General features: G+C 42.5%; 15 protein-coding genes. 8 read left to right on the top strand and 7 right to left on the bottom strand.

The window, feature by feature from the left end:
* Positions 1 to 366: 366 nt before the first annotated feature.
* Entirely contained in the window at positions 367 to 1245 is an 879-nt protein-coding gene (locus TOL9009_RS0117785; RefSeq protein WP_029633983.1) for a tetratricopeptide repeat protein, read from the top strand.
* Here TOL9009_RS0117785 and TOL9009_RS49445 read toward each other — a convergent pair.
* Positions 1226 to 1357, bottom strand: coding sequence for a hypothetical protein (locus TOL9009_RS49445; protein ID WP_260675915.1), 132 nt, complete (start codon positions 1355 to 1357; stop codon positions 1226 to 1228). The two genes, TOL9009_RS0117785 and TOL9009_RS49445, sit on opposite strands and share 20 nt — an antisense overlap.
* Positions 1358 to 1475: 118 nt before the next feature.
* Positions 1476 to 1880 carry a response regulator gene (locus tag TOL9009_RS0117780; protein ID WP_029633982.1) on the bottom strand — a complete coding sequence of 135 codons (405 nt, stop codon included), beginning with the start codon at positions 1878 to 1880 and terminating at the stop codon, positions 1476 to 1478.
* A gap of 649 nt (positions 1881 to 2529) precedes the next feature.
* Between TOL9009_RS0117780 and gyrA the strand changes: the two genes are divergently transcribed.
* Together gyrA and TOL9009_RS0117770 are read left to right on the top strand one after the other, a co-directional pair.
* On the top strand, positions 2530 to 5043 hold the full coding sequence (gene gyrA / locus TOL9009_RS0117775) for a DNA gyrase subunit A (protein ID WP_029633981.1): 2514 nt from the start codon (positions 2530 to 2532) through the stop codon (positions 5041 to 5043).
* 411 nt (positions 5044 to 5454) lie between these two features.
* The gene (locus TOL9009_RS0117770; RefSeq protein WP_029633980.1) at positions 5455 to 5637 is read left to right on the top strand and encodes a chlorophyll a/b-binding protein; all 183 of its coding nucleotides are present in this window, start codon (positions 5455 to 5457) and stop codon (positions 5635 to 5637) included.
* Positions 5638 to 5848: 211 nt separating this feature from the next.
* Here the strand turns inward: TOL9009_RS0117770 and rpoD are convergent, their stop codons facing one another.
* Positions 5849 to 7018, bottom strand: a complete 1170-nt coding sequence (rpoD, locus tag TOL9009_RS0117765; RefSeq protein WP_029633979.1) for an RNA polymerase sigma factor RpoD — start codon at positions 7016 to 7018, stop codon at positions 5849 to 5851.
* Between the two features lie 946 nt (positions 7019 to 7964).
* Between rpoD and TOL9009_RS45780 the strand changes: the two genes are divergently transcribed.
* Complete coding sequence (locus TOL9009_RS45780) at positions 7965 to 8153, top strand: hypothetical protein (protein ID WP_144238268.1); 189 nt, start codon at positions 7965 to 7967, stop codon at positions 8151 to 8153.
* Between the two features lie 502 nt (positions 8154 to 8655).
* Here the strand turns inward: TOL9009_RS45780 and TOL9009_RS0117760 are convergent.
* Entirely contained in the window at positions 8656 to 9300 is a 645-nt protein-coding gene (locus tag TOL9009_RS0117760; RefSeq protein ID WP_029633978.1) for a fasciclin domain-containing protein, read from the bottom strand.
* A gap of 637 nt (positions 9301 to 9937) precedes the next feature.
* Between TOL9009_RS0117760 and TOL9009_RS0117755 the strand changes: the two genes are divergently transcribed.
* The 4 genes from TOL9009_RS0117755 (at position 9938) to TOL9009_RS0117740 (ending at position 14972) form a co-directional block, all read left to right on the top strand.
* Entirely contained in the window at positions 9938 to 10726 is a 789-nt protein-coding gene (locus TOL9009_RS0117755; protein ID WP_029633977.1) for a hypothetical protein, read from the top strand.
* Between the two features lie 8 nt (positions 10727 to 10734).
* Entirely contained in the window at positions 10735 to 11523 is a 789-nt protein-coding gene (locus TOL9009_RS0117750) for an aminotransferase class IV (RefSeq protein ID WP_029633976.1), read from the top strand.
* Between the two features lie 137 nt (positions 11524 to 11660).
* The gene (gene ftsH3 / locus TOL9009_RS0117745; protein ID WP_029633975.1) at positions 11661 to 13499 is read left to right on the top strand and encodes an ATP-dependent zinc metalloprotease FtsH3; all 1839 of its coding nucleotides are present in this window, start codon (positions 11661 to 11663) and stop codon (positions 13497 to 13499) included.
* 285 nt (positions 13500 to 13784) lie between these two features.
* Positions 13785 to 14972: an RNA-guided endonuclease InsQ/TnpB family protein gene (locus tag TOL9009_RS0117740; RefSeq protein ID WP_029633974.1), complete on the top strand. Its 1188-nt coding sequence runs from the start codon at positions 13785 to 13787 to the stop codon at positions 14970 to 14972.
* Positions 14973 to 15105: 133 nt separating this feature from the next.
* Here TOL9009_RS0117740 and TOL9009_RS0117735 read toward each other — a convergent pair whose 3' ends face one another.
* From TOL9009_RS0117735 to TOL9009_RS0117725, 3 genes are all read right to left on the bottom strand, one after another.
* Positions 15106 to 16455 (bottom strand): S-layer homology domain-containing protein, encoded by a 1350-nt coding sequence (locus tag TOL9009_RS0117735; protein WP_029633973.1) that lies wholly within the window; start codon positions 16453 to 16455, stop codon positions 15106 to 15108.
* A 129-nt stretch (positions 16456 to 16584) separates the two neighbouring features.
* On the bottom strand, positions 16585 to 17760 hold the full coding sequence (locus tag TOL9009_RS39585) for a glycosyltransferase family 4 protein (protein WP_084763242.1): 1176 nt from the start codon (positions 17758 to 17760) through the stop codon (positions 16585 to 16587).
* A 257-nt stretch (positions 17761 to 18017) separates the two neighbouring features.
* Positions 18018 to 19676, bottom strand: coding sequence for a hypothetical protein (locus tag TOL9009_RS0117725; protein ID WP_029633972.1), 1659 nt, complete (start codon positions 19674 to 19676; stop codon positions 18018 to 18020).
* Positions 19677 to 19777 lie beyond the last annotated feature (101 nt).

Below are 19777 nucleotides of genomic sequence, written 5' to 3'. Positions count from 1 at the left end.
CTAGGGACTGAGGAGTGGGAATAAAAAGGGATTGGGCAAGATTAATTATCTGTGGTGCGGCAAATCGAGAATTCCGTGATTTCGGAAAATAAAAGATAGTTTACGTTTACTTAAGTTTTTTATCATACTAACCTCCTGTACTTATAAATCACTTCACCTGAATGGGTGACTTTAGTGATGAGTTACGCAACTTGGGGACTGGAGACTGGGAACTGGGGATTGGGAAAAAAAATAACATTCATGTCTCTTCCTAATCCCTCATCCCTAGTCCCTAGTCCCAATGCCCAAAATTTAGCTGTCGCTTATAGCTGAGATCGTTTAAGCTAGCTGAAAGAATCTTTAGAATTATGGTTAAGAGGCGTTAGTGTGCCCAAATTAGTTCGATTAATTTCGCTTTTAATTGCCTGTAGCTTCTGGAGTTTGCCTTATAAAGCTCATGCACAGGCATTGATTCCTCACACACTGCAACTTGATACAGCAAAATTGGAGCAGCAGGGGTTGAGTCTGGCACAAGAAGCAGCTCAACTAGCGCAGTTTCAACAGACGGAAATGGCTTTACCACGAGCAAAGTTGGCATCTCAACTCGCTCCTAAGAATGATAAAGTATGGTTTCTCTTAGGTGGCTTGTATTTGCAAAACAAGCAGTTTGATACGGCGATCGCTGCTTTAAATAAGGCACAATCTCTCAACCCCAAAAATGCTGACGTTCAGTTTGCTTTGGGTTCAGCTAATTTTCAGCAGGAAAAATACCAAGCCGCAGTAGAGTATTATCAAGCGGGTTTGAAGTTAAAACCCAATGATTCAGAGGGTTTGTTTGATTTAGGGAATGCCTACTATAAGTTGAATAGATTGCCAGAAGCGATCGCCCAATACAATAAAGCAGTAGCCGCTAACAAAAAATTCTGGCCCGCGATTAACAACGTCGGGTTAATTAACTACGAACAAGGCAATATCCCCGGCGCCATCAAGCAATGGCAAATGGCTGTTGCCCTGGAAAAACAAGCCGCAGAACCTTTATTAGCATTGGCGGTGGCACTGTATACTAAAGGCGATCGCGCTTCCGGCTTGGCAATGGGAGAAGCTGCACTGCGAATTGACGATCGCTATGGTGATTTGACTTTCCTTAAGGAGAATCTCTGGGGCGATCGGCTTCTAGCTGATACGAAGAAATTCCTCGAATTACCTCGCATTCAAGCCGCTCGCCAGCCAAAAGAAACCCCGTCAGTCAATAAACAGCCGCAATAAGATGAGGGGGAGAAAGGGGCATGGGGCATGGGGCATGGAAAGAATCGTATTTATTCACGCACTCGCGCATCCGAACTTCTTTAATTCCCATTGCCCATTGCCCAATGCCCATTGCCCAATTCCCAATTCCCCCTTGCTTAAAAGCACCATTTAACAGTACATATATACTAAAGTGTAAAAAGTAAACAGTCGCCCAACATATTGATGGACGACGGTTACTAAATAAATTGTCAATTGTCCTGTTTGGGTAGCAGTGCGATGATTTGGTCAACAAACTGTTGATGGTCAACAACTGGTTTAGAGATGTAACCATCAGCACCGCTTTGCTTGAGAAAGTTCTCGCGATCGCCTTCCATCGCGTGTGCCGTTACCAAAATAACAGGTAAATTTGCTGTCTGTGGATCTGATTTCAACATTTGTGTAATCTTGATACCATCAACAGACTGACCTTGGTAAACACTTCTTGAGAGAGAAACATCCATCAAAATAATGTCTGCTTCACCAGAAGAGGCAATTTTCATTACCTCTTCCACGTTTTCAGTATGTTTTACCTGCAAGCCACCGCGCTTGGTCAAAATTTTGGAAAAAACACGAGCATTAATTAGATCGTCTTCGACAATCAAAACAGTTTTCATCGAAAATGTGGGTGGAAACCCCGTCCTTCGTTTGACGGCTTTATATTGGATTTAAACACCATTACCGCTTTGGAGTTACTCAATACCGTGTAGTTTTGTTTTCTACTTTCGCAATTGACAATTACGAACTGACATCTTTCACCCTGTAGGCATAATGGTTTTGTTCCTTGCGGAACCTCCCTTTCGGGGTAATGTGAGCAAGCGCCAATGTTATTGGTCGGTACTTTCCGCTTCGACACTAGCTTAACCCTCTAAACTTGTTTAATCGTTCGGTTTCAGAGTCCGGAACTGGCTGCGTATCCCGGAGTGAGAACTTCAACACTTACCAATAACGTAGTACACAAGGTACTGAGTCGGGTCAACTAATCCTAAAGGATTGAGGCTAAAAGCCTAAGCGCCAATAGGTGCGGGGTGTTGACGAGAATTTAACTTATAGGGGTGAGAGAAATTACCACTTCAATCAAAACAGTTGTCTACCTACTTTAAAAAAATCAATGTGTATCCCCATGATATGACGGATAATACAACTGATTTTTGCCTGATGACTGTCAAGATTGTGTTAAGAATTTCATTTCATCCGTTATGCTGTGGTTGCTGGTGTGTTCATTTATAGAGATTTTTGTGTAGTGAAAATTCAGGGAAAAAACTCATGGCAAAACAGTTAAATCTTCTTTCAACGGGACAGGTAATCACCACAGCCCTGCACACGGAGATGCAACGGTCTTACCTTGAATATGCCATGAGTGTGATTGTCGGGCGGGCGTTACCAGACGTGCGTGATGGCTTAAAACCAGTGCATCGGCGCATTTTGTATGCCATGCACGAACTCGGTTTAACCCCCGACAGACCCTATCGGAAGTGTGCCCGTGTAGTCGGAGACGTACTAGGTAAATATCATCCCCACGGCGACCAATCGGTTTATGATGCTTTGGTAAGGTTGGTGCAGGAGTTTTCCAGTCGGTATCCCTTATTGTCAGGACATGGCAACTTTGGCAGTGTGGATAACGACCCACCCGCAGCGATGCGCTATACAGAAACGCGTCTTGCAGCCATCAGCCATGAGGGAATGCTGACAGAAATTGGGGAAGAAACGGTGGAATTTATCGGTAACTTCGATAATTCCCAACAAGAACCAACAGTGCTACCAGCACAGCTACCGTTTTTGTTGCTAAATGGCTGTGCGGGTATTGCGGTAGGAATGGCAACGAATATTCCACCGCACAACTTAGGAGAAATAGTTGATGGGTTAATTGCTTTAATCGACAATCCTGATTTGAGTGACGAAAAATTATTTCAGTTAATTCCGGGTCCAGATTTTCCCACCGGTGGGGAAATCATTGGCAATGCTGGCATTCGCGAGGCATACAGCACAGGTAAGGGTAGTATTGTGCTGCGAGGAGTTGCCCAAATAGAGGAAATGGCACCTGTTAGGGGTAGCAAACGGCGAACAGCAATTATTATTACAGAATTGCCTTATCAAGTGAATAAGGCAGCCTGGATTGAAAAAGTAGCGGAATTAGTCAATCAAGGTCGCTTGCAAGGAATTTCCGATCTGCGGGATGAAAGCGATCGCGAAGGTATGCGCGTAGTCATTGAACTCAAACGCGATACTAACGAACAGGATGTTCTTAGGCATTTGTATCACCAAACCGCTCTGCAAACTAATTTTGGGGCAATTCTTTTAGCGATCGTTGATGGACAACCAAGACAACTTAGTTTGCGTCACCTCCTGGAAGAGTTTTTAACTTTCCGCGAACATACTCTCAACCGTCGCTACACTAATGAATTGCAAAATGCACAAAGTCGCCTGCATTTGCTCGACGGCTTGCTAAAAGCATTATCTAACTTAGATGATGTGATTTTCATTTTGCGGCAAGCGGCTGATGGTGCTAGCGCAAAAATCGATCTGTGTAGCCTGCTTGATTTGACTGAAGTCCAAGCAGATGCAATTTTAGCTATGCCGTTGCGACGCCTCACCAGTTTAGAACAGCAAAATTTACAGCGAGAATTTGAGCAATTAATTGACGAAATTGACTTATTACAACGGTTGCTCAACGACAGAAAAGAGTTACTCAAAGCGCTGAAAAAAGACTTGCGTAGTCTCAAGCGCAAGTACAGTGATGCTCGTCGTACCAAACTTTTGGCTCTTGATACCCAGACTCATAAACTCCTTGAAGACAACCAGACAACCAATAAGGAGGAGAATCCCAAATCCCAAATCCAAAATCCAAAATCTGAAGAGCCAGCAGAAGAAGTTATTTTAGAGTTTAGCCACCGGGGGTATGTGCGCCGTACTCAGCCATCAGTGAAAAAGCCGAAAGCTGACAACGGTTTGCCGGATAATGATTTCATTATCCAAACAGCAGTAACTGATACAAACAAAGAGTTAATGGTCTTAAATAGTGGTGGCAAAGTCTACCCTGTGAACGTGGGAGACATTCCCCCAACTACGGGGCGTTCTCCACGGGGAAAACCGCTGATAACCATGCTCAGTAGTACCGCTCAAGGTTCTCAAGAAGTTGTTATTAACCGCTTTGTACTGCCAGAAAACTCTGAAACCTCGCAAATGATTCTTTTGACAAAGCAGGCACGAATTAAGCGCCTCTCCCTTGGGGAATTTACTAACCTGACTCGTCGCGGAATTACAATTCTAAAGTTAAAAGACGATGATGAATTGTTATTTAGCCAATTTGCTACTCCTGGAGAACATCTGATTGTTGCCAGTTCCGGTGGGCGATTGTTGCGGTTTCCGATAAATGATGAACAACTACCGATTATGGGTCGTACTGCTGTCGGGTTGCAAGCATTACGGCTGTTGAAACATCAGCAAATGGTCGGCTTTGTCACATTTGCTAAGGATAGTAATTTATTGTTGGTTACTGAAGAAGGATATGCCAAACGAATAGCAGTGAAAGATTTCAAACTAGCTAATCGCGGTGATTTGGGAACGCAAGCGCTGAAGTTTAAAAGTAAAACTGACAATTTAGCTGGGATGGTTATAGCGATCGCCCGAACTGAAGTAGCGCTAGTCACAAATCGAGAGCGGGTACTGCGTCTAAGTGTAGAAACAGTGCCTTTGTTAGGCAGAGATACTACCGGTGAAAGCCTTCTTCAGCTTAACCGCGATGAAAAAATCATCACCGTTGCCCAAGTGTACTCTTAAGCAGGGTGATAAATTGGTTCCAGTAGTAGAGACGTTCCAGTGGAACGTCTCTTCTTGCTAATTATTATTATTAATATTTCAAAGCACTGTGTATACCAGCAAACCCTACATAACACCAAAGATTAGGTAAAAAAGTCTTAATATTTGACATCATTACAGGTATACTAATTGCAACTATATCTCAATAAATTGATAAGTTGTGAGAAAGCAAAACTGAAGCGCTCTCTAACCTCAGCCTTAATGATTCACGTTCCAGTGGATTTCTTAGTCTGTTCTTAATATCAGTGATTGCTATCAAAGTCAACAAAACATCACAGTGTCTTAAATATCATGTTGCATTTTAGAAAAATATTGTTATATTAGTTTACATAGAGTAACAAAGTTTCGTAAATCCACTCTGGAGCGCCAACAATGACTACAAATACTACAAAAGTTACCACCCCCGTAATCGAAGATCGCAATGCTTGGCGTTGGGGCTTCACCCCACAAGCAGAAATTTGGAACGGTCGCTTGGCAATGATTGGCTTTTTAGCCGCTGCTTTAATTGAGATATTTTCTGGTCAAGGCTTTCTACACTTCTGGGGCATCCTCTAATATTTACAACGATAAATATCTTAAATTAAATAAATAAAAAAACCTGGGAGCGTTAATTCACTCCCAGGTTTTTTATAATTTTTGATTCTTAATGATTGGAGCGTGGTTGATTGATAGTTGATAGTTGCTGGTGAGCTACTGCGCTATGGCGGCTCTGTCAACACTCAACAGTTATCCACTATCAACTATCAACTATCAACTATCAACGCTCTTACCTAATATATTCCTTGAGAACACTGTTGCGATTTGGGTGGCGTAACTTGCGGAGTGCCTTCGCCTCAATTTGACGAATCCGTTCGCGGGTGACATTAAAAATTTGTCCAATTTCCTCTAAAGTCTTCATGCGACCGTCATCCAAGCCATAGCGCAGTCTCAGAACATCGCGTTCGCGGGGACTAAGACTGTCGAGGACTTTTTCTAGGTCTTCGCGCAGAAGATTTTTGGAAACTTGGTCTTCAGGGGTTTCGCCATCTGACTCAATAAAATCGCCGAGTCGGGAATCTTCCTCTTTACCAATAGGCGTTTCTAAAGAAATCGGCAGTTGTGCAGATTTAGCAATAAACCGCAGCTTCTCAATGGTCATTTCCATACGAGTAGCGATTTCTTCTTCAGTGGGTTTGCGACCCATTTCTTGAGAAAGCAGCTTGGTGGTTTTCTTAATCCGAGAGATGGTTTCATAAAGATGAACCGGAAGTCGGATAGTGCGAGATTGATCGGCGATCGCACGAGTAATTGCTTGACGAATCCACCACGTAGCGTATGTAGAAAACTTATAACCTTTTTCGTGGTCAAACTTTTCCGCAGCGCGAATCAAACCTAGGCTACCTTCCTGAATTAAGTCTTGGAAGGACAAGCCACGATTCATATACTTCTTGGCAATTGAAACTACCAAGCGGAGGTTAGATTGCACCATCTTATCTTTCGCCCTGCGACCGACATGCAGGCGATAACGAAATGCTGGTAGCGGCAGTTGCACTGCTTCTGCCCATTCGCTGTCCTTAGGATCGCGATCCAACTGCTCTAAAAGTGTTTCGCGTGCTCTTTCTAATTCCAATAAGTCGGCAATCTTTCGTGCCAATTCAATTTCTTCATCTGCCCTAAGAAGACGAATACGACCAATTTCTTGCAAGTAAAGCCGAATCGAATCTTCGGTGTAATGCTTTTTCTTGCTTTGGGTCCGGCGACGCGATTTAGCGGCTTTCCCAGACTTTGCGTCGTCCTCATCAGACTGAGGCTCTAAAAATTCATCGTCGCCTTCATCGTTAATAAGCAAGTCCTCTTCATCCTCGATTAAGAGTTCTTCTAACTCGAGCTCAGGCTGATTCATTATTTCTAGGTCAGGCTGATAAATGCTTTCGAGTACGTTGTTAGCCTGGTTCATGCCGCGTTCCTCATGCTCCTTGCAGAATCAATTCACGAAAGATGTTTTTAGTGCTCTTGTAAATGAGCTTTTTGACAACCGAAAATATAGGACAAGTCGGAGAAAGCCACTAATATTTCCGGAATTTTTAAGCCTCCCTGGGGAGGTGTTTCTAGCTTAAGTGCGAAGCCGCCGTTTCAACAGACTTCTCATGATGAAAGTAAACGCCATAAGTGTTGGTGTTGCACATCACTTTTGACTAACTGGTCTAAAAAAAACTCACCACTCCATATAAAACTAATATGACTGTTGGGAGATGTTTATGTAAAGACTGTTCCGATTGTAGCCTGTTTCACAGAAATTGCACTCTTTTTGTGTAATTACAATGAAGTCTTTAAGTAAAGTTGAGCCTGTTCTACCTAAAAAGTATTGAGAAAAGTAATTATACCCTTAAATTTTGCCAAATCTTTTTGGGATTTACAGTGGCATTATCATTACATTCAAACTGAGGTATAGTTGCCTTTATCTAATTCCTAAGTATGATGTAAAACTTTAACTACTTAGAAACCGTGCATTTAATCTTAACTCAGTTTAGATGTTTGAGTGCAGCCCTTCTTACATTTACTTCATATCTTACTGAGTGATAATTTGTGCAAGATAGACATCGCCTTAAAGCTAAACAGTTGAGATGCTATAAGTGCTTCATTGAGTGCTTCTCTCTCTATGATTGATTAAGCTTACCCTAGCACCAGTTTCCAAAGTGAACAGTTGTGTTGCTCATATTCAAGCAATCAACTAGCTTTTTTCCAATCACCTAAACTGAGGAGTTAAGGTATTGGACAGAATCAGCGCTCTTTCAATTCGGTGTTAATCACACCTTAGCGCAAGAATTGAAATTTCAGCCTTATGAAACTTGACAAACTGTTCTTATTGTATACAAGGATATTTTAATCAATTCACAAAAGATTTGACACGCCAGATTATAGATATTAGCCTACAAAGCGTCAAAAGTGCATGGCATTTATACGAAATTGTTACTTGTGCTACAGCACATGAAGATATGAGCAAGTTTTTGACAATGTGCTGTTTGCGCTTAAAAGCTAGAAATTTGAGCCAAGAGCAAGGACTAGGGTCAGATGATGGCAGGGCGAGTTAGTTGGGATGCTCCGGTGAACCAGCGACTACTAAACTTTAGACTACTTCCATCGCTTTGATTAGAGCCTCAGTAGTAGGGCTAACTAACTTGCACTAAATTTAACTAAATTACGGAAAAACTTGACAATAAATCCTTTTTATGAATAAGCTAATATTTCTGCTCGCCTTATTTTTCAGCTTCAAAAGTTCAATTGGCAGGGTTTTTGACATTTAAATCATTAAACATAATAATTAAGTAAAGGACGTTAATAAAACTATTTAATAAAAATTTTTCTCAAAAAAAAATTTATGTACTTATTTTAAAACCAAGGCACAAAAAAGCCCCCAGTTATTGCTGATTGCGTCAACTGAGAGTTATTTAATTGACTTACAGCAGATTTCAGGTAAGTGAGGTACATGCGTAAAAACTAAAACCTGTAAAGACTTTCCGCCGGAACGTCTTTACGTGTATTTAATAACAACACAATCTGCTGTAACTATATTTGCTATCCCGTGCTTAAGACTTACTTAAAATTGGGTGGCACAATTACTTTGTCAACTACATGCACAATACCGTTGCTAGCGGGAATGTCAGCCTGAAGGACTTTAGCACCGTTGACTGTGACAGTGTTGCTGGCACTATCAACTTTTATTGTTACAGGAGTACCCTCAACTGTTTTGACTTTTCCGGATGCCAGCTGGCTAGAGGTGACTTGCCCAGGTACAACATGGTATGCCAAAAGCTTGACTAACTTTGATTTATTTTCTGGCTTGAGGAGTTTGTCTACAGTACCTTTTGGTAATGCGGCAAAAGCAGCATCAGTAGGTGCAAATACTGTGTAAGGTCCTTTCCCAGCCAATTGTTCAGTTAAACCTGCGGCTTCTACTGCCTTTGTTAAGGTTATAAATGAACCCTGACTGGCTGCTGTCTGTGCCAATTCTCCCAAATTTTGGTTTGCAGTTGTGCCAGTGGGTGTTGGTGAGACAGAAGGAACGGTAGTTGCTGGAGTTTCTGTTGTGGGGGGAACGGTTGTCTGAGTTTCTGTCGCGGGAGGAACTGTTGGATTTTCGGCAACAGGTTGACTGTTACAAGCAGACAGAGCAACAACACTGGCTACACTAATGGCACTGAAAAATACTTTTGCTAAAATGCTGTTACTCTTTTTCATGGTCTTCCCAAAAGTCAAGATAAATTAAGAACTATTTAAAAATTTTAATAATTGTTCAAAGTAATCCCTCAGCCTAGCGAGGTAGTTTTTCAAAATATCTATAGTACTTACGCACTCGTTACCAGAAAACAAGACTTTGATAGGACTTACGCAAAAAGACCAAAAAACGAACCGCACTACTATCGCAGAGAAGCCAGCGCGTTGCGTATTTTCCCAAGGCACGTTTTCGCTCTTAAGCTTCCCCCGAAAAGCTGCCGCCCCGTTGTAGCGACTGGCGCGACACAGAGGAATAAGAGGTTGAGAGAGTTTTTGCGTAAGTCGTGTTTGAGATTGCTTCCTTGTAAGCTTCCCCCGAAAAGCTGCCGCCCCGTTGTAGCGACTGGCGCGACACAGAGGAATAAGAGGTTGAGAGAGTTTTTGCGTAAGTCGTGTTTGAGATTGCTTCCTTGCGTCGATAGGGACGGAAATACGTAGTTCGTGCGTAAGTCCTAATCTAGACAATCTGACCAGATGGATCTACATATGTCTATTGTTTGCAAACACCATAAAGATGATTCCGAATACAAAGCCTGTTACTTGGACAGTATTTCTGGGAACTATGTACTTGTAGTTTGAAGATTATTTTCCAGCAACCAGAATGTTCTCTTTATCTCGTCAAAGTGTTAATACATTTATTTTACTCTTTTTGTGTATCTTCGGAGTTGGATTAATCCAATTTCCACGACTGCAAAAACAGAACAGTAGCAATGAACTTGCATCTTTAAAAATAGAAAGAGAAATTAATTCCGAAAAAATGCGTCTTCGTTTCCTGAAACAAATGCCCACCTTTGGCTATAAAAACTTAATTGCTGATTGGGTATATCTCGATTTTTTGCAATATTTTGGGGATGATGAAATTCGCGAAAAAACAGGTTACAGTCTAAGTCCAGAATATTTTGAAGTTATTCTGGGAAACGATCCGCGATTTTTAACAGCTTATATTGGTCTTTCTACTAGTACTTCTATGTATGCTGCTATGCCAAAAAGGTCTGTTGCATTAATGGAGGAAAGTTTAAAGTCACTATCTCCTTGGGTTCCGGAAAGGTCTTATTATGTGTGGCGTTATAAAGCAATTGATGAGTTATTATTTTTAGGTAATTCTCCAGCGGCGAGACAATCTTTTGAAACTGCGGCAAAATGGGCGAATAACTATTCAGATGAAGAAAGTAAACATGTTGTAACTCTTTCTCAAAAAACGGCTGACTTTCTCAGTCAGAATCCTGATAGTAAACATGCTCAAATTGCTTCATGGGCAATGATTTTAAATAATCATGTTGATGAGAAAACTCGTAAAATAGTAATTGAAAAAATTGAAGCTTTGGGAGGAAAGGTAATCACGACTCCTGAAGGAAACCAAATTAAATTTCCCATAACCTCTAACTACTAACACTTGCTTTGTTTTGGTATAACGGCAAAATAATTGAGTCTGAAACCCTAGAGTTAGCAATTGACGATCCGGGGTTACTTTATGGAGCGACGGTTTTTACTACACTGCGGGTTTATGACAACTCGCTGGATAGTGGTTTAACTAACTGGCTGTCACACTGCGATCGCCTAAAATTTAGTTTAGAAACTTTTGGTTGGCAGCAACCAGATTGGAAGCGTCTGCGTCAAGGTGCAGAAGTTATCATGGCACACTTTCCTATTCTGAGAATTACTATCTTTTCTGATGGACGAGAGTGGATAACTGGCAGATTATTAATTCCGGATTTGACTTTTAAGCAAAAATATGGTATTGATTGCGTCCTTTCACTACCAGAATATTATCGCAGTCTTCCCATTCACAAAACTGGAAATTACCTGAGTGCTTGGTTGGCAAAAAATAGCGCTCAAAAGTTGAATGCTCAAGAAGCGATTTTAGTTTCAAAAGCAGGAAATTGGTTAGAAACGAGTACCGGCAATCTTTGGGGATGGTTTGATGGCTGTTGGTGGACACCTCCAAAAGAAGGAATTTTGCCAGGAATTATGCGTGAGCAATTAATAAATTACCTTCACACTCAGCAGCAAGTAGTGAGAGAGGAACCTTGGACACCAGAGTTAGTCAAAAAATTTGAGGCGATCGCCTACAGTAATTGTGTAGTCGAAATTATCCCCATCCACACCGTCATTCAGCCGACAGGAAAGCTAGAATATGATCCCAGACATCCAATTTTTCAGCAATTGCGGGAACTTTATCTAGCATGAGGGTGCGGCAATCTGATATACCTTAAGATAAGTTAACATAATTCTTATAATGCCCTCTCCTAACAGAGACACTACGCGATGGCGCGAAACGCCGGCTCAAAGCTAACGCACAAAAAGTATTGGAGGATTGACCAAGCGTGAATAAAAGATGGAGAAATGCGGGGCTGTACGCGCTGCTTTTTATTGTTGTCATAGCTTTAGGAACAGCATTCTTTGACAAACAACCGCAAAGCAGAGAAACATGGCGATACAGCCAGTTTATTCAAGAAGTTGAAAAAAATAACGTTGCAAAAGTCAGTTTAAGTGCAGATCGGTCTACGGCTCTTGTGAAGTCGAATCAAGGAACCCAATTTATAGTTACCTTGGTCAACGACCCAGACCTGATTAACACTCTCAGCGCTAAAGGTGTTGATATTTCTGTCTTGCCACAAACCGATGAAGGATTTTGGTTTAAGGCACTCAGCAGCTTATTTTTCCCAGTATTGCTTTTAGTTGGCTTATTCTTTCTACTGCGTCGTGCCCAAAATGGTCCGGGTAGCCAAGCAATGAACTTTGGTAAGTCTAAAGCCAGAGTGCAAATGGAACCCCAAACCCAAGTTACCTTTGGTGATGTTGCGGGTATCGACCAAGCAAAGTTGGAACTAAACGAAGTTGTAGACTTTCTCAAAAACGCCGATCGCTTTACCGCTGTTGGTGCAAAAATTCCTAAAGGTGTGCTGCTAGTTGGTCCTCCCGGTACAGGTAAAACTCTCCTAGCTCGTGCTGTAGCAGGTGAAGCGGGTGTTCCCTTCTTCTCCATCTCTGGTTCCGAGTTCGTAGAAATGTTCGTGGGTGTAGGTGCTTCCCGCGTGCGTGACTTGTTCGAGCAAGCTAAATCTAATGCACCGTGTATCGTCTTCATCGATGAAATTGACGCTGTAGGTCGTCAACGGGGCGCCGGTTTAGGTGGTGGTAACGATGAGCGTGAACAAACCCTCAACCAGTTGCTGACCGAAATGGACGGCTTTGAGGGCAACACCGGCATTATCATTATTGCTGCTACCAACCGTCCCGATGTATTGGATGCAGCATTGTTGCGTCCTGGTCGTTTTGACCGTCAAGTTGTCGTGGATCGTCCTGATTATGCTGGACGCAGCGAAATTCTCAAAGTTCATGCTCGTGGCAAGACTTTGGCAAAGGATGTGGACTTGGATAAAATTGCCCGTCGTACCCCTGGTTTCACCGGTGCGGATTTGTCCAACTTGTTGAATGAAGCGGCAATTTTGGCAGCACGACGCAATTTGACGGAAATTTCAATGGACGAAATCAACGATGCGATTGATCGCGTGTTGGCAGGTCCAGAGAAGAAAGACCGAGTAATGAGCGAAAAGCGCAAGACTTTGGTAGCGTATCACGAAGCTGGTCACGCTTTAGTTGGTGCTTTGATGCCAGATTATGATCCAGTGCAAAAAATTAGCATTATTCCTCGCGGTCGTGCAGGTGGTTTAACTTGGTTTACCCCCAGCGAAGACCGGATGGACACTGGTTTATACAGCCGCGCTTATCTGGAAAATCAGATGGCTGTAGCTTTGGGTGGTCGGATTGCTGAAGAAATCATCTTTGGTGAAGAAGAAGTGACTACAGGTGCTTCTAACGACTTACAACAAGTAGCGCGTGTTGCTCGGCAGATGATAACCCGATTTGGTATGAGCGATCGCTTGGGTCCAGTTGCCCTTGGTCGTCAACAAGGTAACATGTTCCTCGGTCGGGATATCATGTCAGAACGCGATTTCTCCGAAGAAACAGCCGCAGCAGTTGATGAAGAAGTCCGCAAATTGGTGGATGTAGCTTATCAACGTGCTAAAGATGTTTTGGTTAGCAACCGTCACATTCTCGATCTCATCGCGCAAATGCTCGTTGATAAGGAAACTGTGGATGCTGATGAGTTGCAAGAAATCCTCGTGAGCAACGATGTAAAAACCGCTGCGTTTGCATAATTACCGAGGGCGGGGAAATCCCGCCCTTACACGAGTTATACCATGTGTGTTTAATTAACAGTAATAAAAACATACCACCGTCGTAGAGACGTTCCGCCGGAACGTCTTTACCTTATTCGGAGAGAAGGCTCCCGCCATAATCTTTGATTTGGCGGCGAGATGAATCGACGGCGAAAAATGAGACGTTCCCCGACCATAACTGGCTGCAAGCCAGTAAGGAAGAGGGAACAGTTGAGTTTTTCGCAAATCCATGTTATCATTTACGTTAATAAACATGACGTAAATATGCTGGTATTTGAGGCAAAACTTGAGGGAGAAGACGGACAGTATCAAGCGCTTGATGAAGCGATTAGAACTGCTCGTTTTGTTCGCAATGCAAGCCTTAGATACTGGATGGACAACAAAAGTATTGGAAGATACGACCTCAGTAAGTTCTGCGCTGTCCTTGCTGCCAATATAGAGTTTCCTTGGGTCGCCAAGTTGAACTCGATGGCAAGGCAGGCTAGTGCTGAAAGAGCGTGGTCTGCAATCGCTCGGTTTTTTGATAATTGCAAGAAAAGCAAGCCAGGGAAAAAGGGATTTCCGAAGTTTAAGAAAGAACAAACGCACGGTTCTGTTGAGTACAAAACCTGTGGGTGGAAACTTTCTGACGACCGCAGGTATATCACTTTCTCGGATGGATTTAAAGCAGGAACCTTCAAACTTTGGGGAACTCGTGACCTGCACTTCTACCAACTTAAACAGTTTAAGAGAGTGCGGGTTGTGCGCCGTGCAGATGGCTATTATTGCCAGTTTTGTATCGACCACGAACGAGTAGAAAGGCGAGAACCAACGGGTAAAACTATTGGTATTGATGTTGGGTTGAACCACTTCTACACCGATAGTAATGGGGAAACCATCGCCAATCCCCGACACCTGCGTAAAAGTGAGAAGTCTTTGAAACGGTTGCAACGCCGGATGTCGAAGACTAAAAAAGGTTCTAACAACAGAGTCAAGTTTAGAAATAAACTTGCGCGAAAACACCTCAAAGTAAGTCGCCAGCGTAAAGACTTTGCCGTAAAATGTGCAAGGTGCGTGGTGAAGTCTAACGACCTCGTGGCGTATGAAGATTTGCAGGTGCGAAATATGGTCAAGAATCATCCCTTGGCTAAATCTATCAGTGATGCGTCGTGGTCGCTGTTCCGTCAATGGGTTGAGTATTTTGGTAAAGTGTTTGGCGTGGTAACGGTTGCCGTTCCACCTCAATACACTTCGCAGAATTGCTCTAATTGTGGTGAAGTTGTCAAAAAAACTCTTAGCACTAGAACTCATATTTGTCCTCATTGTGGACATACCCAAGATCGTGACTGGAATGCGGCGCGGAACATCTTAGAAAAAGGATTGAGTACGGCGGGTCACGTCGGAACTAACGCCTCTGGAGAGACTGATCAATACTTGAGTGAAGAAATTCCTTCAAGCAAATCAACTCGTTGAAAGAGGAAGCCTAAAGAGCGATCTTTGGAATCCCCCGCGTTGCTCAGGAGTACCTGAGCAACGCGGTGGGAGGATGTCAAACTGAGAAGCGCTATAGTAACCGAAATTTTCTGATTTCATGAGAGCGATCGCTTTAATTTCGCTTTAATTTCAACGCATCACTCGCCGATACTCCATCGCCCTGAGTACCAAAATACCACAAAGCCGCTGCCGCTTCACCCCGCGTCACTGGCTTTTTAGGTTGAAACAGCGTTGTATAACCAAACACCCGGCGAATATTCGATTGTTCGGCATTTTGAAAATCTGCCAACACAGCGCGTAAAGCTTTCGGGTCAATTTTCCCCACATCCTGAAAACCCCAAGTTTGCTTCACCGCGTCTAAATTTGCCCCTGGTAAAGCTTGACGGGTATCTAGGGGTAATTTCCACAAAATCAACTGTTCCCGCGTTAGAGGTGCATCAGGACGGAATAAAACTTCTGTAGAATCTCCAGACAAAGGACTCGGAATCAAACCAGCTTCCGCTAAACCTTGAATTTGTCCAAAATCAGGATTAGTTTTTGCCACATCACTAAAAGCTGATTGTGCGCTTTCCGATGCCAAGCGAATCTGTTTCGCTGGATTATTAGCATACATCGCATTATTCGCCGCTACCAACCAACGAGCATATTCTTTGCGAGTAATGATTTTATTCGGTTCAAACTGATTTGTCACCGTATCGCTTTTAGCTGCATTTGATTCTACAGACAAAACGCCCAATGCTGCCAAATCTTCGATGTGTTGCCGCAATTCTGGCAGTACTTTATTTAAATCGCTAAATTCTGACGTTGTTTTGCTAGCATCTGGGGTAGTTGCTGGCTGTGGTGCTACATTTACAGGTGGCACAGGTCCAATAAACTGCGAATCCCCAGTTTGAGAAACGTTATTATTAGTTTCGCTCTTGTTTGGTGTAGGTTGTGCCGTTGCAGTGACATTACCTCCATACTCAATCAACAATTCAGTATTTGTCTGGGGTTGATTGGGTGCTGCATTGGTGACTGATTTCGGCTGTATGGAAACTTTAATTTGTAAATCATTCCGCTGCGCTACAAAAACATTAGACTGTTGGTCTGTAGGTTGTTGTAAAATCTGCCAGTTATTCGCCTGAAACTGATTGCGATAAAATTCTTCAATTATATTACTGGGGTCAGAACTCAGCCAACGAGTTGATACACCATTGCTTGAGGGTGTAACTTCTTGTAGTTGGGCATTGGTATAAAGCGGAATAGTAGCGGGAAAATCAGCAGGTAACTTAACTGTTGATTGGGGGAGTTGTTGCGGTTCGGTTTGCTTCGCTTTGCCAAAAATAACAGAGTTGTTTTGCAGTCGGGGATCTGCTGCCAAAGAATCCTCAAGATTTTTGGCAACAGGACTGCTAGCACAAGCTGTTAACGATGAGAGTAAAACAGCCAAACTCAGAAATACAACTGGACGTTTACAAAGCACAACAGGAAATCACAAAACAAGTGTCAATTCCTACCCTAGCGCAGACTGTCGAGAATTTATTTAAGTATCAGATTTTGTTAAGCTGTTGCGCTTACAGTTTGCAATGCTTGAAATTTCACTTCCTTTGCCTCAAACTTTCTCCCCCTCTCCCTCTCCCCCCCTCTCCCTCTCTGCCTCAACGATAAAATTAAAAGCTTCACGGCTTACCAATGCTTTGGGAGTAAGTTCACGGCAAATTTCTAGCAGTCGAGTGACAGCACGTCCTGCCGAAAACTTTTCCGCAACGTATTGGCTAGACTCGAAACCCCGCTTAATTGCTTCATCCGGATTATCTAAGCAGTATCGCATACATTTAGCTAATCCTTCTACATCTTCATTTTCAAAAAAGAGGCTGTGCGGTCTACCTAATTCTGGGAATCCTCCCATATTTGAGACAATTGAGCAGGTTTGAACGCTAGAGGCTTCTAGCAGTACATAACCTGCTGGTTCTTGCCAACGAGAAGGAGCTATTAAAGCCAAAGCATCTTGAACTTTTAGAAGTACTTCTTTTTGAGGAAGTTTCCCTAAAAAATTAACTTTGTTGGCAATTTCTAAATCAGACGTTAGTTGTTTTAATTCCTGAGATTGTCCGCCATCGCCAATTATAATAATTTGAAATTCTTTCTTTTCATCTTGTAAAATTCGCGCTGCTTTTAAGAAAATATCTACGCCTTTGTCTGTAGCTAATCTGCCGACAAAAATAAACTTATATGGATGAGATAAATTTTCTTTAGTTTTCAGTTGATTTTTCGATTTGATTTCAATCGGATTGTATAAAGTATCGACTGACCAAGGAAAGGCAGAAGATTCTCCCAAAAAATTGCTGCAAGCTGTATGACCATCGGCTAGTAGTGCAGTAGAAAGACGAGTTAATAGGCGTGCCCATTTGACAAAAGTGTGTAATTTCCACTTCAATGGGTAGTTAGCTTTGGGTAACGTTTGTTTAAATTCGGTTTTTAGCCGTTGTGTTAACTTCATCCGCTCGTAAATAGTATGAGTAGATTGATAAATACAATAATGGTATTTAATAATTATCTTTTTTTGCAAAATCTTACATAGCAAGGCAAAAGATAAGTCATTTGAATTCATATGGACTATATCTGCCCAAGTAATATAACTAAACCATTTGGCGATATTGTCTTGTTTTGTAGATATAGTTTTGACTTCGATTCCTCTGGCTTCGAGTTCGGGAATAATCGAATTAATATAAGTTAAAACACCACTAATTTCGTTTTCATTATGACGGTGTTGAATTAATATTTTCATGGTTAAGTAAACTGTAGCGATAGGGAGAGTTATAGTTAGAGTGTTCCCGTAGATGCTGCTAAAGTAACATTTTAGCTTTCAAAATATGACCCAACGACTGAAGTCGCGGCTAGACAAACGAAGTCCGCCTACGCGGACTTAAAATGAATTTTACGAACTTATGCAAAGCTGTACTAAGTCCCGCTACAAAACACTCGCTGTGGGACTGAATCCCACTTTCCTTGTTTCCCCAGTCCCCAGTCCCCAGTCCCCAGTCCCTAATCCCCAGTCCCCAGTCCCTTGTTCACATAGTTCTCTAAATCTTCAATTTGCGGTGCGGGTAATTGATTGAGAATTCGCCAGAGAACTGTGTAGCTGCCATCAGAACGCCGACGAACTGGACGAAAGGCGAAAATGATGTCACTGCTGTGCATTTGTTGTAATTGGTCAAGGTGGCGTCGCTGGATTGGGGTTAGAGGCTGACCACTTACAATTATGTCTGGTAATTGGAACTGTAGCGATCGCACTAAATAAGTACGGTTCAATTCTGCTGAAGCATCAGCTAAAATTATTTGATGATTCAAGTTCTGGTTTTTCCCAGTCAAAAACCGCCGTTGCTCTACTTGCAGTGCCTGCAATTGCTTGGGAGGCTGATAGTTCAGAAAAAATTCTCGCGTTTGCGGTGAAACATCTTTCAAGCTTGCATCCAATTTTTCTAAGGGGATATCGCCGACATTCACCATAAAGTTGTAATTTAGTCCTTGTTGCTTTAACTCAAAGTTATCGCCAACCATCACAAGTGCTAAACTAGGGGTAAATCCGCCTTTAGCCTCACCCAAGGACGGAAAAGGATAGCGATCGCTCACACTTGGTTGCAATCGATTCTGGAGTGTATTCAGTGGACGATTGTAAGCTGTATGCGGCAAGACGCGAAAAATACCAGTATTAGGTGAAGTGAGAAACTTTGCGTAAATCTGCGGCTCTTGAGGGTCGAGATCGTAGGCAAAACGATCAAGTTTAGTAACATTTTCCTTCGGATTGTTAAATTTTATGTCCGGGGGAAATGCTGCTTGTGCTGTGCTATTGAGTTGCTTGGCAGTTTCTATAGTAGTCAACGCTTCTGCTGGAGGTGCGATCGCAGGTTGCCGTGGTGGTACATAATCAGCTATGGCTGTTTTCTGTGTTCTAGCGATTATTTGTGGTGGACTTGGTGGTATCGGTTCCCATGTGGAAAAAGGTATCGCTGGTTTTCCCAAGTTAGGATACTGCATGAGTGCGAAAGAAAGCACTGGATCTGATTGTCGTTCACCAGATACTAGTGGTAACTCTCGTACTAAAGCCAATTCTCCCCGTCGAGATAACAACCTATCTAATAATGGAGCAAGGTTTGACAATTCGGAGATCGAAGCGTACAAAGAACAATATATTTGTATTTGTCCTACCGTTAAATGTTCAGGTAAGGGTAATCTCGTAGAAGAATCCGTTGGAGTACATAAAGCTTTTGGGCTATTGTACTGATATTTGAGAAAACCTTCTACGGCTTTAACTTGAATTGTTAATTGCCCCCGAACAGCTCGCATCCGATTCGGATCAGGTTGAGATAATGCTCGCTCTATGCGAGCAATCAAGTTGATCTGCTGCTGCACTAACAAACTGGCAGATTTATAAAAGGGGACAAGGGGAGGGGGAGACAAGGGGACAAGGGGAAATTGTCTTCCCATCCCCTTGTCGGACGGCAAGCGAAGGGGGTTTAAGACCTCTACCATTTTATTGGGTGACTCGGTAAAAAGTGGGGTCTTAATCTCCATCTGATTTGTCCCCTTGTCCCCTTGCCCCGTTGTCTCCTTGTCTCTTCCTTCAAATTCAGCAGCTAACGTATTTCTCGGAACAGAAATTAGCCAAAAAACAACTAAAAAGCTGAAAAATATGTGTCTCATGTTAAAAACGCAGATCGAATGGGAGTATGAAAAATCTAAAATAGATATTAAATTGAGAAAAACGCTCCTACCATCGACAATTGTCCGTTTATTCTAATTTT

The organism is [Scytonema hofmanni] UTEX 2349, from assembly GCF_000582685.1.
GTDB classification, from domain to species: Bacteria; Cyanobacteriota; Cyanobacteriia; order Cyanobacteriales; family Nostocaceae; genus Hassallia; species Hassallia hofmanni.
The sequence above is the reverse complement of the archived record's forward strand: the minus strand, read 5'-3'. Positions and strand labels throughout refer to the sequence as shown.